Below are 12,573 nucleotides of genomic sequence, written 5' to 3' on the forward strand. Positions count from 1 at the left end.
CTCAACTGCGGTTTCGGACAATCCCGAAACGCCCTAGACCTTAGGGAACGGCGCGTCCGCGCACAACGGGGAAGCGGGGGATCGGGTGGAGTTGCGGATCTTGGGTCCGGTGCAGGCGGTCTCGGGGGGCCGTGCGGTCGAGCTCGGCGGGCGTCGCGCCCGGCTGGTCCTGGCGGCGCTGTCGCTGGACCCCGGACGGGTGGTGTCGGTGGACCGACTGATGGCGGCGGTCTGGGGCGACCGACCGCCCGCGTCGGCGCGCACGCAGATCGCCGGCTCCGTGTCGCGGCTGCGGCGCGCGCTGCGGGACCCGGGCGCGGTCGAGACGGCGCATCCCGGCTATCGCCTGCCGGTGGACGCCGTACGACTGGACTCGCGGGAGGCCGAGCGGCTCGTCACGCGCGCCCGGGAGGCGGCGGCCTCGGCGCGTCCGGACGAGGCCGCCGGGATGTTCCGGGCCGCCCTGGCGCTCTGGCGCGGCCCGGTGCTCGCGGGCCTGGACAGCCCCGCGCTCGCCCCCGCCGCGCTGCGCTGGGAGGAGCTGCGGCTGGCCGCCGTCGAGGAGGCCGCGGAACTGGACGTCGCCCTCGACCGCTCCCGCGAGGTCGTCGCCGAACTCATGCCGCTGGTCGCCGAGCATCCCTTCCGCGAACGGCTGCGGGCGCTGCTGATGACGGCCCTGCACCGCGAGGGACGCCAGGCCGAGGCCCTGGCCCTCTACCGGGACGGCCGGCGGATCCTCGATGAGGACCTCGGGCTCGAGCCCGGGCGGGAGCTGCGGCGTCTGCACGACGCGATCCTCCGAGACGACCTGCCCGGCCCGCGCGGGCACGGGCGCGTCCGCGGAGAGGGCGCATGCCGAGAGGGACGGTCTCGTCGTCGGTCTCCCCGACGCCGATGCCCGTGAGGGCGGCCGGGGGGCGGGCCCCGGCCGCCGTCCTTCAGGCCGGGTAGCGGGTGGCCTCTTCGAGGGCCGTGTTCCCCGGCTCGCCGACCACCTGGGGCTTCGGCGGGACCTCCTGGACGGCCACCAGGTCCTCCAGGGGGGTGCGGTCCGGCAGGGCCCGCCACCGGTCCGCCGTCTTCTGCTGCCGATCTTCGCTCATGGATCCATCATGCGTGCCCGGCGGCCCGTTCGACAGTCCCGGTTCGGTCCGTTTCGTTCAGGGCGGGCACGGCACGGCGAGCTGCTCGATGGCGCGGTGCCGCTTGTGGTCGCCGCTCCAGTGGGGGCCGTCGATCTCGAAGCTCGCCTCGAGCCGGTACGTGCCCCGGCCCCGGCAGTCGCCGGAGTCGCCGTTCAGGCTGCCGAAGTGGATGCCGCTCGTGCCGGTGTTGCGCCCGGAGGTGAGCGTCACGCCGCCGTAGGAGACCTTGTACGTGAAGTCGGCGACCACACAGGGGCGCTTCTCGCCGGGGTAGTACCAGGATCCGGCGGGACCGCCCCACCGGTACTGGCATTGCGCCCACAGGAACACGGGCCAGAGCCGCCGGCCGTCGGTGCCCAGGCAGAACTGGCCCCTGACGTAGGTCCAGCGGGCACCCGACGCCTCCCGGCCGTACTCGGCGTACACCGGGCCGCAGTCGGCGACGCGCGCCTTCGTGGCAGAGGCCCCGGCCGTGGGCTGCGCGGCGGCGACCGGTGCCGTCAGGGCTAACAGCCCCGCCCCGGGCAGGACGGTCCACGCGAGGGCTCTGCGAACGGCGTCACGGGTGCGCATGGGCGGTCTCCCCTCCTTCACGGGCTGACGTGTGCAGCCGGGAGCCCACATACCCTCGGTAGCCGAATCACTACCTATCGCGGTGTCATGGCGGAGGTCACGGCGGTGACCAGGGCGTCGGTGACGTCCAGGTGCCCGACACCCAGCCGTTCGGACACGCGCCCCACCTGCCGTGCCACGTGGACTGGCGCCGTCCGGGCGATCAGCGCGACGGCGGCGCGGAGGGCGGACAGCCGCTCCTCGGGGGAGACGAGCCGGCCCCAGGCTCGGGCCATGGCGTCGTCGACCACCAGGTCGGCCGGCGGCAAGGCGGCGGCCAGGGCCTCCCGAAGCGCGCCCGGGCCGCTCCGGCGCAGCACGTCGGCGGGGTCGGCCCCCGTCGGGAGCAGGGCGACGTCCACCGGAACGCCGATGCCCGCGAGAACGTCCCAGGCGCGGATCGCGGCGGCACGGCCGCCCTCCAGGCCTCGTACGAGCGGACGTCCGTCACCGGTCGCGGCAGGGCGGCGAGCAGCAGCGTGTTGGTGAAGCCGTGACGCCCGTGCCGTGCCGCGTGGGCCGGCCACCACGTCCACGGGCGTGATCCGTCGAGCAACCGGGAGATCTCGTGCGCGGCCACGCCGCGCAGGTGCGCCGTCCGAGCGGTCGGAGGAACCACTGCGGGCATCGTTCGGCCTCCGCACGTCGGGGTGGGAAGCCGTTGTGGTGATACCCGCGAACGCCGTGCGCGGAACGCCCGTCGCCCGGCGGCCTGAGAGGATCGTCGGCATGCTCGACGTCGTCGCCTGGGTGCACACCGCCGACCGCCGGATGCTCGCCGTCCGGACCCGGGGGCGCGACCTGCTCTACCTGCCCGGCGGCAAACGGGAGCCGGGGGAGGGCGACTGGACCGCCCTTTCCCGCGAGGTGCGCGAGGAACTGGCGGTCGACCTCGATCGGGGCTCGTTCCGTGAGCTGGGGGTCGTCCACGCGCCCGCCCACGACCAGCCGGAGCACACCCACGTCAGGATGGTCTGCTTCACCGCGGGCTTCCACGGGCGGATCGGCCCGGCGGGCGAGGTGGACGAGTGCGTGTACGTCACGGCCGGTGAGCGCGACCTGCTCGCCCCGGCCTCTCGCGCCGCCTTCGACCTGGCCGCCGCCCACGGACTGGTCGACCGGCCCTCACCCTGAACCCGGCCGCCGGTCAGCGACGGGCGGCCTCCTCGGCCTTGCGTCGCGCCTCGTCGGCGGTACGGGTGGCCCGGGTCAGCTCGCGTGCTGCGAGGTGGGCCCGGCGCTCGGCCGCCGTGCGGCGTTCCGTGGCCTCGTCCAGCCGCCGCCGCAGGTCGTCGGCCTCCTCGGTGGCGGCGTCCAGGTCCGCCTTGGCCGCCTCGGCCTCCGAGCGCCATTCCTCCAGGGCGCGGGCGGCCTCGTCGGCCCGCCGTTCGGCCTTGCGCGCCGCCTCCTCGGCCCGGCGGTGGGCCTCGGCTCGATCGGCCTTGCGCTTCTTCGTCGGAGGGGGCTTCGTCGCGGTGGCCCGGGGCGGGGCCGTGCCGCCCATGGGCACGAAGCCGGAGTGGCTGCGCGGCCTTTCCAGCCTGCCGACCCTGACGTCCTCGGCCACCTCCGGGTCCACCGCCGCGGCCTGGAGGGTGTTCTCGACCTCCCGGACGGCCGCGTCGCGCAGCGGGTGGCCGGCCTCGGACGCCAGTCGCAGGGCGGTGCGCAGCAGCAGGGCCACGACCTCGCCCCGGCGCTGTTCGAGCCCGCCGATGGAGCCGCCGGACGACCACGCCTCCCGCAGCCCGGCGCCCAGGTCCAGCAGCATCGCGAGGTCCGCGCCGGCCTCGCGGCACAGCAGGTTGACCGCCCACGCCGACAGCGTCGGCTTGCGCAGCCCGCCGATCTCCTTGGCCAGCCCCCGGTCGCCGGCCGAGCGGGCCTCGGCGACCAGGCGCCCGCGGACGTCCATGAACGCGTCGGGGTCGACACCATAGAGCTCATGGGCGGCGTCGGTGAGATCCACGACGAGGACCTACCCGCCGCCGGGCCCGTTCACGAGGAGCCGAATCGGCGGGCCGAGGCGTCCTCCTGGGCCAGCCGGTGCAGGGCCATCATCACCCGTTCGTAGAGCACCGTCGTGACCACCATGCCGCGCAGGGCCTGTTCGCGCGGTGTGCCCTCGGGGAGCCGCCGGGTCTCGTGCGAGCCCAGCGCCACGGCGGCGTCCACGTAGGGGCGCAGGTCGGACAGGCTGACCGGGAAGCCCAGCCCGCGCAGCGCCGCGAACGTCTGGGCGAGCAGGTCGCGGGCGGGCGCGCCCTCGCTGACCCGCCAGCCCAGTTCGGCGATCAGCGCGTCCACGTCGGCGCGGGCGGCCCGGCGGTCCGGGTCGTCGTCGGGCGGGTCGACGTGCGGGCCGATGGCGTACTGGGTGGTGCCGAACAGGTCGTGCAGGCCCACCTCGCGGTCGTCGAGCGCCTCGAGGATCCGGCGGATCGCGGCGACCGGCAGGTCGCCCACCTCGCGCAGCGCCCGGATCAGCCGCAGCCGCTCCAGGTGGGTGTCGCCGTACTCGGCGCGGGTGGCGCCCGCCGTGACGCCCCGGGGCAGCAGGCCCTCCCGGATGTAGAACTTGATCGTCTGCACCGGCAGCCCGCTGCGTTCGCCGAGCTCGGAAATCCTCATTGCGCCTCCCCGTTGGATAGTAGTACTGTCCAAGCATTGGATAGCGACAGTATCCAAGGGGGGATGAGGATGTTCACCGTGATCGAGGCCGACGGGACCGGCGCGCTGGAGGCGCGCCCGGCTCCGGACGGCCGTCTGCTGGCCCCGTTGGACCGGTCCCTGCTCGGCTGGGAGCGCAAGCCCCACGGCTGGTGCCGGGGCGAGGCGTGCCTGCCCGCGTTCCGCGCCGCCGACGCCGAGACCCCCGACGGGGTGGACGTCGCGGCCTTCGCCGCCCTGGTCGGCAAGGTGGCCGTGATCGACGTCGGGGAACGGGCCGTCGCCTTCGCCGATGGGGCCGGGCCGTTCGGCGGCGGGCTCACGGTCGAGGAGGCCCCGGACTTCACCCTGGACGGCGTGACCCTGTCCGACCTGCGCGGACGCAAGGTGGCGATCGTCTTCTGGGCGTCCTGGTGCGGCTGCCGCTACGACCTGCCCGCCTGGCGGGAGCGGCACGAGGCCCTGGAACGGCACGGCCTCACCGTGCTGACGGTCGCCTTGGATCGTTCCGCCGAGGACGCCCGACCGTGGATCGAGGGCGCGCGGGGGGCCGGCGGCGCACCCCCGCACCCGGCGGTCGTGGACACCGAGGGTCTGGTCGCCGAGCTGTACAACGTGATCAACGTGCCGACCGTCGTCTGGGTCGACGAGAAGGGCCGCATCGCCCGGCCCCAGGACACCCAGGCCGCCACCGACCTGTTCCGTTCGATGAACGGTCTCGACGCCGAGAAGTCGTACCGGGACCTGCGCCGCTGGGTGCTGGAGGACGACGCGGGGGTGGCCGCCGACCGGGTCGCCGAGCACCTGCGGGTACCGACCGACGAGGAACGACGCGCCCGCGCGCACGCCAGGCTCGCGGTCTGGCTCCTGCGGGAGGGGCGGGCCGAGGCGGCCCGGCCCCACCTCGACGCCGCCGCCGCGCTGGCCCCGCACGATCTCGCGATCCGCCGCGGCCTCATGCCGCTGACCGGCCAGGACCCCTTCGGCGACGGCTACTTCGCGCTGCGCGACGAGCTGGAGAACGCCGGCATCCCGATCCACCGACCGCTGCCCGACGAGGAGTGACGCACGATGGAGATTCCCTGGATGAAGGCGGGCACCGCCGACGAGGGGGCCACCGCCCTGGTGATGGCCTCGAGGTTCCGGCTCCGCTCCGCCTGGCGCTCGCCGGTCTTCCTGGTCCACTCGATGAGGCTGTGGTGGCAGGCCCGGCGCTCGCCCGGCGCCCTCGGGCTCTCGCTGCGGGCGAGCCCGTTCAAGGGCACGTTCTGGACGCTGTCGGCCTGGACCGACCGCAAGGCCCTGTACGCCTACGCCCGCGCGAACCCGCACGGCGCCGTCATGAAGCGGATCCGCCCGTGGACGGAGGACTCCGTCTTCCGATTCTGGGAGCTGCCCGTCGCCGAGCTTCCGAGGAACCCCTCCGGCGGGCGCGACCTGTGGGCCGACGGCATCGAACGCCTCGACCGGCCGGAGGAGACGTGAGATACGTCGCACTCCGGGCGGTGCAGCCGTTCGCCCTGCTCCTCGCGCCGATCCTCGCCGTGCAGGGGCGGGGTGTCCGGGCCACGACGCCCCGACTCCCCGAGGCCGCCGGCCCGGACGAGGGGGCCGTGGACGGGCGGGGGCCGGTGCTGCGGCTGACCGTGCTGGGCGACTCCACCGCGATGGGCGTCGGGGCGGAACGGCACGCCGAGGCGCTGCCCGGCTTCCTGGCCGCCGTCATCGCCGAACGGACCGGACGTCCCGTCGCCTGGCGGGTCGCCGGCCGTACCGGAACGACCGCCCGGCGGCTCCGCGAGGACCACGTCCCTGGGCTGGCCGCCGCCGACCTCGTGGTGATCATGGTCGGCGTCAACGACCTGCTCCGGCTCCGCCCGCTCCGCGCCTGGGAACGGGACGTCCGCGACCTGGTGACCGCCGTGCGCGAGGTCCTCGGCCCGGTGCCGGTGCCGGTGCTGGTGACCGGCATGCCGCCGCTGCACCGGTTCCCGAGCCTGCCGCAGCCCCTGCGCGCCGTCATGGGGCTGCGCGCCCACGCCATGGACCACGCCGCCCGCCGCGCCGCCGCCCGACTGCCCCGGGTCGCCCACGTACGGGCGGCCGGAGGCGACCCGGGCGACGAGCGGTTCTTCGGCGCGGACCGCTTCCACCCGTCCGTCGAGGGCTACCGCCTGTGGGCCGGGCAACTCGCCGGACCGGCCGCCGAACTGGCCGGGTAACACCGGCCGGACGGCACCGCCGGGGCGGCGAACCGGCCGAGCCCGTGGCCGAACCGGTCGGTTCGGGCCGGCCGGGTGCCGCCGGTGGGGCGGCGAGCCGGCCGGGCCTGTGGCCGAACTGGTCGAGTGCCTCGGGCCGGGTGACGCCCGTGGGCAGCGAGCCGGCCGGGTCCGTCGCCGAACCGGTCGGTTCGGGCCGGCAGGGGGACGCCGGTGGGGCGGCGAACTCGTCGGACCCGTGGTCGACCCGGCCGGGTGACACGGGTCGGATGGCGCCGGCCGGGTGACGCCCGTGGGCAGCGAGTCTGCCGGGCCCGTGATCGAACCGGTCGGGTCGGGCCGGTCGGGGGCGCCTGTCGGGCGGCGAACTCGTCGGGCCCGTGGGCGACCCTGCCGGCACTCGTCAGGTGGCGGTTCGGCGCATCGAGTCGGAGATGCGTTCGGCGGCGGCCACGACGGGGGCCGCGTGGATGCGGCCGGGGGAGCGGGTGAGCCGTTCGAGGGGGCCGGACACCGAGATCGCCGCGACCACCCGGCCGCCCGCACCCCGTATCGGCGCCGACACCGACCCGACACCCGGCTCGCGCTCGCCCACGCTCTGCGCCCAGCCGCGCCGCCGGACCGAGGCGAGCGTGGTGGCCTCGAACCGGGCGCCGCGCAGCCCCCGGTGCAGCCGGTCGGGCTCCTCCCACGCCAGCAGGACCTGCGCCGCCGAGCCCGCCGTCATGGGCAGCGCGCTGCCCACGGGCACGGTGTCGCGCAGGCCGCTGCTGCGCTCCGCCGCCGCCACGCACACCCGTACGTCGCCCTGCCGCCGGTAGAGCTGGGCGCTCTCCCCGGTCAGGTCGCGCAACTGGGCGAGCACGGGCTGGGCGATGGCCAGCAGCCGGTCCTCGCCTGCCGCGACCGCCAGTTCGGCGAGCCGCGGGCCGAGGATGAACCGGCCCTGGGCGTCCCGGTGGACGAGACGGTGGTGCTCCAGCGCGACGGCGAGCCGGTGGGCGGTGGGCCGGGCCAGTCCCGTGGACTGCACCAGGCTGGCCAGCGAGGCCGGGCCCGCCTCCAGGGCGTTCAACACGAGAACCGCTTTGTCGAGTACGCCGACTCCGCTAGAGTTGTCCATACCTCGATATTGCAGTCTTGAAATGTGAGATGCAACTTCGAGGACGGCCCCGGGCGCATCGGCGCGGCCGGGGCGACTCGGGTGAAGCGACCGGATGAGGTGGAGCTGATGGGCCGGACACTGGCCGACAAGGTCTACGACGCGCACGTCGTGCGACGTGCCGAGGGCGAGCCGGACCTTCTCTACATCGACCTGCACCTGGTGCACGAGGTCACCAGCCCGCAGGCGTTCGACGGTCTGCGCCTGGCGGGCCGCCCCGTCCGGCGACCGGACCTGACCATCGCCACCGAGGACCACAACGTCCCGACGCAGAACCTGCTCGCGCCGATCGCCGACCCGGTGTCGCGCACCCAGGTCGAGACCCTGCGCAAGAACGCCGCCGAGTTCGGCGTCCGGCTGCACCCGATGGGCGACGACGGCCAGGGCATCGTCCACGTCATCGGCCCGCAGCTCGGCCTGACGCAGCCCGGCATGACGGTGGTCTGCGGCGACTCGCACACCTCCACGCACGGCGCGTTCGGCGCGCTGGCCTTCGGCATCGGCACCAGCGAGGTCGAGCACGTGCTCGCCACCCAGACGCTGCCGCAGGTCAAGCCCAAGACCATGGCGATCACCGTGAACGGCGAGCTGCCCGCCGGCGTCACCGCCAAGGACCTGATCCTGGCGGTCATCGCCCGCATCGGCACCGGCGGCGGCCAGGGCCACATCGTCGAGTACCGCGGCGAGGCGATCCGGGGCCTGTCGATGGAGGGCCGCATGACGGTCTGCAACATGTCCATCGAGGCGGGCGCCCGGGCCGGCATGATCGCCCCCGACGAGAAGACCCTCGACTACCTCAAGGGCCGCCCGCACGCCCCGCAGGGCGAGGAGTGGGACCGGGCCGTCGAGTACTGGACGTCGCTGCGCACCGACGACGACGCGGTCTTCGACAAGGAGGTCGTGATCGACGCGGCCGAGCTGACCCCGTTCGTCACCTGGGGCACCAACCCGGGCCAGGGCCTGCCGCTCGGTGGGTCCGTGCCCGACCCGGCCTCCTACGACGACCCGGACGAGCGGCAGGCCGCCGAGCGCGCCCTGGAGTACATGGGCCTGACCGCCGGCACGCCGCTGCGGGACATCGCCGTCGACACCGTCTTCGTCGGCTCCTGCACCAACGGCCGCATCGAGGACCTGCGCGCCGTCGCCGAGGTGCTCGAGGGCCGCAAGGTCGCCGACGGCGTCCGCATGCTGATCGTCCCCGGCTCCATGCGGGTCAAGGCCCAGGCCCAGGAGGAGGGCCTGCACGAGGTCTTCACGGCCGCCGGAGCCGACTGGCGCGAGGCCGGCTGCTCCATGTGCCTGGCCATGAACCCCGACAAGCTCGCCCCCGAGGAGCGCAGCGCCTCCACGTCCAACCGCAACTTCGAGGGTCGCCAGGGCCCCGGCGGCCGCACCCACCTGGTGTCGCCCGCCGTCGCCGCCGCCACCGCCGTCACCGGCCGCCTGGCCGCCCCGGCGGACCTCTAGAACGATCGGGAGACCTCTCACCATGGAAGCGTTCACCGTTCACACCGGCCGCGGCGTCCCGCTGCGGCGCAGCAACGTCGACACCGACCAGATCATCCCCGCCGTGTGGCTCAAGCAGGTCAGCCGGACCGGCTTCGAGAAGGGGCTGTTCTCGGCCTGGCGCGAGGACCCCTCGTTCGTGCTCAATCAGCCGCGGTACGAGGGGGCGAGCATCCTGATCGCCGGGCCGGACTTCGGCACCGGCTCGTCGCGCGAGCACGCCGTCTGGGCGCTGCAGCAGTACGGGTTCCGGGTCGTCATCGCCCCCCGGTTCGGCGACATCTTCCGCAACAACTCCACCAAGATGGGGCTGCTGCCGGTCGTGCTGCCCGCCGAGACGGTCGAGGCGCTGCAGGACGCCGCCGAGGCCGACCCGGCCGCCGAGATCACCGTGGACCTGCAGGCCCGCGAGGTCCGCGGGGCCGGGCTCACCGCCGGGTTCGAGATCGACGACTACACCCGCTGGCGGCTGCTGGAGGGCCTGGACGACATCGGGCTGACCCTCCGCCACGCCGACGCCATCGCCGTGTTCGAACAGGACCGGCCCGCCTGGCTGCCCGTCACGGCCTGACCGCCCCGACCCGTTTCGCCCCCGCCGGGGGGCCGCCCGCACGAGCGTGTCACCGCGCAGGAGACAATCCTGTACGGGAGACACGCTCGATGTGGTTATGGGGGCATGCACCGTGAGCACTCCACCGACCCCGCAGGCGCGGCCCGCGTGGACCGGCCCGCAGTGGGACGACCCCGTGCTGACCCGCCTGGCGGGCCGGCTGCGGGAGGCGCACCGACTGGTCGCCCCGCTGCCGTCCGGGCCGCGACGACGGCTGATCCGCCACCTGCTGATGATCACCGACCTGGCCAAACGGGACTCCGTGTTGGCCGATCGCCGACTGGAGGCGTTCCTGACGGACTTCACGCATCGCGTGCGGACAGAGGGTGACGAAGTGGATACTTCGGGTTTGCTGGCCTCGTTGGAGGGCACCCCGGACGACGAAAACGCCTGCGACACGGGAAGTATTGCGTGCAGGTGATTGTGTCCCTGCCGCACGTCCCCTAGTTTCGTGCGGGCAAGGGGGGAACCGGAGGAGTAACCCAATGAACAAGCGTGAGCTGGTCGACGCCCTCTCGGAGCGGCTGGGGAGCAAGAAGGCCGCGGCCGAGGCCGTCGACGCGATCCTGGAGACGATCCAGACCGCGGTCGCCAAGGGCGACAAGGTGGCGATCACGGGGTTCGGATCGTTCGAGAAGGCCGACCGGCCTGCCCGTACGGCCCGAAACCCGGCCACCGGCAAGACGATCGACGTCCCGGCGACGTCGGTGCCGAAGTTCAAGGCCGGCGCGGACTTCAAGAACCTGGTCGCCGGCAAGAAGTGAGTCGATGAGTCGGGCTGCCGTCGGCCGCCCGCCTCGTGGGCCGAGTGCGCCCGGGACCCCGTCGAGGGGTCCCGGGCGCAGGCGTTCGGGGGCCGCCGCGGCCGATAGGCTCGTCCCATGGCAGGCAGGGTGCGCGTACAGGGAACGGTCGGCCGGTACGACGCGGCGACGCGGACCGGCGCCGTGCTCTTGGACGACGGCACGGAGCTGGGCTTCGACGCCGAGGCGTTCGCGGCGGGCGGTCTGCGCCTGCTGCGCCTCGGTCAGCGGGTGGCGATGGCGCTGGAGGGCGGTCGGGTCACCGTCGTCACGCTGGTGACGTTCCCGCTCCCGGACTGAGGGCGGGCAGCCGGGCCGCGATCGCCGTCGTCCGGGGCCCCGTCCCCAGCGCGAGGGCGGCCCGCAGGTCGTCGGGGGTGTCCACGTCCTGACGTACGCTCTCGATCCCGTCCAAGGCCAGCTCGCGAGCGCCCTGGGCGGCGTGCCGGGCCCGCGACCCCGTTCCGAAGGCGGGGTGGAAGGGCACCCCCGGACGCGTCGTGTACAGGGTGGTGCCGACGCCGAGCGCGTCCGGGACGAACGATTCGGGTGTCAGGGCGGCGGCCTCCAGCACACGCCGCAGCTCCGCGGGGCGCAGCGCGGGCAGGTCGGCGGACAGGGCGCCCACGCCGGAGCCGGGTCGGTCCCGCGCGGCGAGGTCGGCTCCGTGGACCAGGGCCGGGTTCAGCCCGCGGTCGGGCACGTCGGGCACCACCCGGGCGCCCAGCGCGGACAGCTCCGCCGCCGGGAGGGGATCGTCCGTGACGACGATCACCTCCGCGACCGTCGGGCAGTGGAGCGCGGCCGACACCGTGTCGGCCGCGACCGCCAGCGCCAGCGCCTCCCGGTGCGGGCCGGCGGCGGCGGACATCCGGGTCTTCGCCCTGGCCAGCACCTTGACCGGGACGACCAGGGACCAGGTGAGTCGGGCCTTGTGTGAAGTCATCGCGACTCGACACTATGCGGCGCAAGCCGCGAAACTGGAGGACTACCCCATCGGCCGGCGCGCCCGGCGGGGTCGTCACGGGACGAGAAGGGCAGTCATGAGTCACGGCCACTCGCCGCGCTGGCGGGCGCTGACGATCGCGATCCTGCGTCCGCTGCTGTTCACGATGCTCCGGCGTGACTGGCGCGGGCGGGGCAACGTGCCCTCCGAGGGCGGCATCATCGTCGCCGCCAACCATCTGTCGTGGGCGGATCCGCTGGCCCTGGCCCACTTCGTGTACGAGGCCGGGCGCTACCCCGTCTACCTGGCCAAGGCGCCGCTGTTCCACGACCGGTTCATCGGGCCCGTCATGCGCGGCACGGGCCAGGTGCCCGTGTACCGCGACACCGCCGACGCCGGGACGGCGCTCAAGGCCGCCGAGCACGCGCTGACGTCGGGCGAGTGCCTGATGTTCTACCCCGAGGGCACCTGCACGCGCGATCCGGAGCTGTGGCCGATGACGGGCCAGACGGGCGCGGCCCGGCTCGCCATCGCCACCGGGGCCAAGGTGGTGCCGGTGGCGCACTGGGGCGCGCACGAGCTGCTGCCGTACGGCACCAAGAGGTTCCGCCCGTTCCCCCGCAAGACCATGCACGTCATCGCCGGGGAGCCGATCGACCTGTCGCGGTACGCCGGTCGACCGCTGACCGCGGCGGTGCTGCGGGAGGCGACGGATGAGATCATGAGGGCGATCGCCGATCTGCTGGGCGAGCTGCGCGGCCAGGAGCCGCCCACGGAGCTCTACGACCGCAAGAAGGCGATTGCCGAGCGCCGTGGCGGGGACGCGGAGGGGACGGCCGCCTCGTGACCGCGGCCGGACCGCCGGCGCGCGCCGGACGCGTCGTCGAGCGGTCG

17 protein-coding genes and 1 pseudogene are annotated in these 12,573 nt (G+C 74.5%); 11 read left to right on the forward strand and 7 right to left on the reverse strand.

The features are described from left to right. Positions 1–85 precede the first annotated feature (85 nt). Positions 86–907 (forward strand): AfsR/SARP family transcriptional regulator, encoded by an 822-nt coding sequence (locus tag DFJ69_RS22210; RefSeq protein ID WP_116024384.1) that lies wholly within the window; start codon positions 86–88, stop codon positions 905–907. Positions 908–941: 34 nt separating this feature from the next. On the opposite strand, the gene DFJ69_RS34410 is transcribed toward DFJ69_RS22210, so the two are convergent. The 3 genes from DFJ69_RS34410 to DFJ69_RS34415 form a co-directional block, all read right to left on the reverse strand. Beyond that, a complete protein-coding gene (locus tag DFJ69_RS34410; protein ID WP_170177743.1) occupies positions 942–1,106 on the reverse strand; it encodes a hypothetical protein in 165 nt (54 codons plus the stop codon). A 57-nt stretch (positions 1,107–1,163) separates the two neighbouring features. Further along, a complete protein-coding gene (locus tag DFJ69_RS22215) occupies positions 1,164–1,721 on the reverse strand; it encodes a hypothetical protein (protein ID WP_116024385.1) in 558 nt (185 codons plus the stop codon). A 74-nt stretch (positions 1,722–1,795) separates the two neighbouring features. Further along, positions 1,796–2,296 carry a hypothetical protein gene (locus DFJ69_RS34415; RefSeq protein WP_211328699.1) on the reverse strand — a complete coding sequence of 167 codons (501 nt, stop codon included), beginning with the start codon at positions 2,294–2,296 and terminating at the stop codon, positions 1,796–1,798. A 193-nt stretch (positions 2,297–2,489) separates the two neighbouring features. Between DFJ69_RS34415 and DFJ69_RS22225 the strand changes: the two genes are divergently transcribed. Continuing rightward, positions 2,490–2,894: an NUDIX hydrolase gene (locus tag DFJ69_RS22225; protein WP_116024387.1), complete on the forward strand. Its 405-nt coding sequence runs from the start codon at positions 2,490–2,492 to the stop codon at positions 2,892–2,894. Between the two features lie 13 nt (positions 2,895–2,907). Here the strand turns inward: DFJ69_RS22225 and DFJ69_RS22230 are convergent, their stop codons facing one another. Continuing rightward, positions 2,908–3,729: a hypothetical protein gene (locus tag DFJ69_RS22230; RefSeq protein ID WP_116024388.1), complete on the reverse strand. Its 822-nt coding sequence runs from the start codon at positions 3,727–3,729 to the stop codon at positions 2,908–2,910. 29 nt (positions 3,730–3,758) lie between these two features. Next, the gene (locus DFJ69_RS22235) at positions 3,759–4,391 is read right to left on the reverse strand and encodes a MerR family transcriptional regulator (protein WP_116024389.1); all 633 of its coding nucleotides are present in this window, start codon (positions 4,389–4,391) and stop codon (positions 3,759–3,761) included. 63 nt (positions 4,392–4,454) lie between these two features. On the opposite strand from DFJ69_RS22235, the gene DFJ69_RS22240 reads away from it, so the two are divergent. From DFJ69_RS22240 to DFJ69_RS22250, 3 genes are read left to right on the forward strand one after another with little or no spacing between them, the layout of a single operon-like run. Beyond that, entirely contained in the window at positions 4,455–5,495 is a 1,041-nt protein-coding gene (locus tag DFJ69_RS22240) for a TlpA disulfide reductase family protein (protein ID WP_245974519.1), read from the forward strand. Between the two features lie 6 nt (positions 5,496–5,501). Then, positions 5,502–5,915 (forward strand): hypothetical protein, encoded by a 414-nt coding sequence (locus DFJ69_RS22245; protein WP_211328700.1) that lies wholly within the window; start codon positions 5,502–5,504, stop codon positions 5,913–5,915. Then, positions 5,912–6,652 (forward strand): SGNH/GDSL hydrolase family protein, encoded by a 741-nt coding sequence (locus DFJ69_RS22250; protein ID WP_211328701.1) that lies wholly within the window; start codon positions 5,912–5,914, stop codon positions 6,650–6,652. The genes DFJ69_RS22245 and DFJ69_RS22250 overlap by 4 nt, the downstream gene beginning before the upstream one ends. 403 nt (positions 6,653–7,055) lie before the next feature. Here the strand turns inward: DFJ69_RS22250 and DFJ69_RS22255 are convergent, their stop codons facing one another. Next, positions 7,056–7,775 carry an IclR family transcriptional regulator gene (locus DFJ69_RS22255; protein WP_116024390.1) on the reverse strand — a complete coding sequence of 240 codons (720 nt, stop codon included), beginning with the start codon at positions 7,773–7,775 and terminating at the stop codon, positions 7,056–7,058. Between the two features lie 108 nt (positions 7,776–7,883). Between DFJ69_RS22255 and leuC the strand changes: the two genes are divergently transcribed. The 5 genes and pseudogenes from leuC to DFJ69_RS22280 all read left to right on the forward strand — a co-directional run bounded on the left by leuC (position 7,884) and on the right by DFJ69_RS22280 (position 11,033). After that, the gene (gene leuC, locus DFJ69_RS22260) at positions 7,884–9,281 is read left to right on the forward strand and encodes a 3-isopropylmalate dehydratase large subunit (protein ID WP_116026813.1); all 1,398 of its coding nucleotides are present in this window, start codon (positions 7,884–7,886) and stop codon (positions 9,279–9,281) included. 22 nt (positions 9,282–9,303) lie between these two features. Beyond that, entirely contained in the window at positions 9,304–9,891 is a 588-nt protein-coding gene (gene leuD / locus DFJ69_RS22265; protein ID WP_116024391.1) for a 3-isopropylmalate dehydratase small subunit, read from the forward strand. Between the two features lie 97 nt (positions 9,892–9,988). Further along, a pseudogene (locus DFJ69_RS22270) lies at positions 9,989–10,234 on the forward strand (SCO5555 family protein); the annotation flags it as partial. Between the two features lie 181 nt (positions 10,235–10,415). After that, positions 10,416–10,694 (forward strand): HU family DNA-binding protein, encoded by a 279-nt coding sequence (locus DFJ69_RS22275; protein ID WP_116024392.1) that lies wholly within the window; start codon positions 10,416–10,418, stop codon positions 10,692–10,694. A 117-nt stretch (positions 10,695–10,811) separates the two neighbouring features. Further along, positions 10,812–11,033: a hypothetical protein gene (locus DFJ69_RS22280; protein WP_116024393.1), complete on the forward strand. Its 222-nt coding sequence runs from the start codon at positions 10,812–10,814 to the stop codon at positions 11,031–11,033. Here DFJ69_RS22280 and cofC read toward each other — a convergent pair. Beyond that, positions 11,002–11,679, reverse strand: coding sequence for a 2-phospho-L-lactate guanylyltransferase (gene cofC, locus DFJ69_RS22285; RefSeq protein WP_116024394.1), 678 nt, complete (start codon positions 11,677–11,679; stop codon positions 11,002–11,004). The genes DFJ69_RS22280 and cofC overlap by 32 nt on opposite strands. Positions 11,680–11,776: 97 nt before the next feature. On the opposite strand from cofC, the gene DFJ69_RS22290 reads away from it, so the two are divergent. Then, positions 11,777–12,526, forward strand: a complete 750-nt coding sequence (locus DFJ69_RS22290) for a lysophospholipid acyltransferase family protein (RefSeq protein ID WP_116024395.1) — start codon at positions 11,777–11,779, stop codon at positions 12,524–12,526. Positions 12,527–12,573 lie beyond the last annotated feature (47 nt).

This window comes from Thermomonospora umbrina (assembly GCF_003386555.1).
Classification (GTDB): Bacteria; Actinomycetota; Actinomycetes; order Streptosporangiales; family Streptosporangiaceae; genus Thermomonospora; species Thermomonospora umbrina.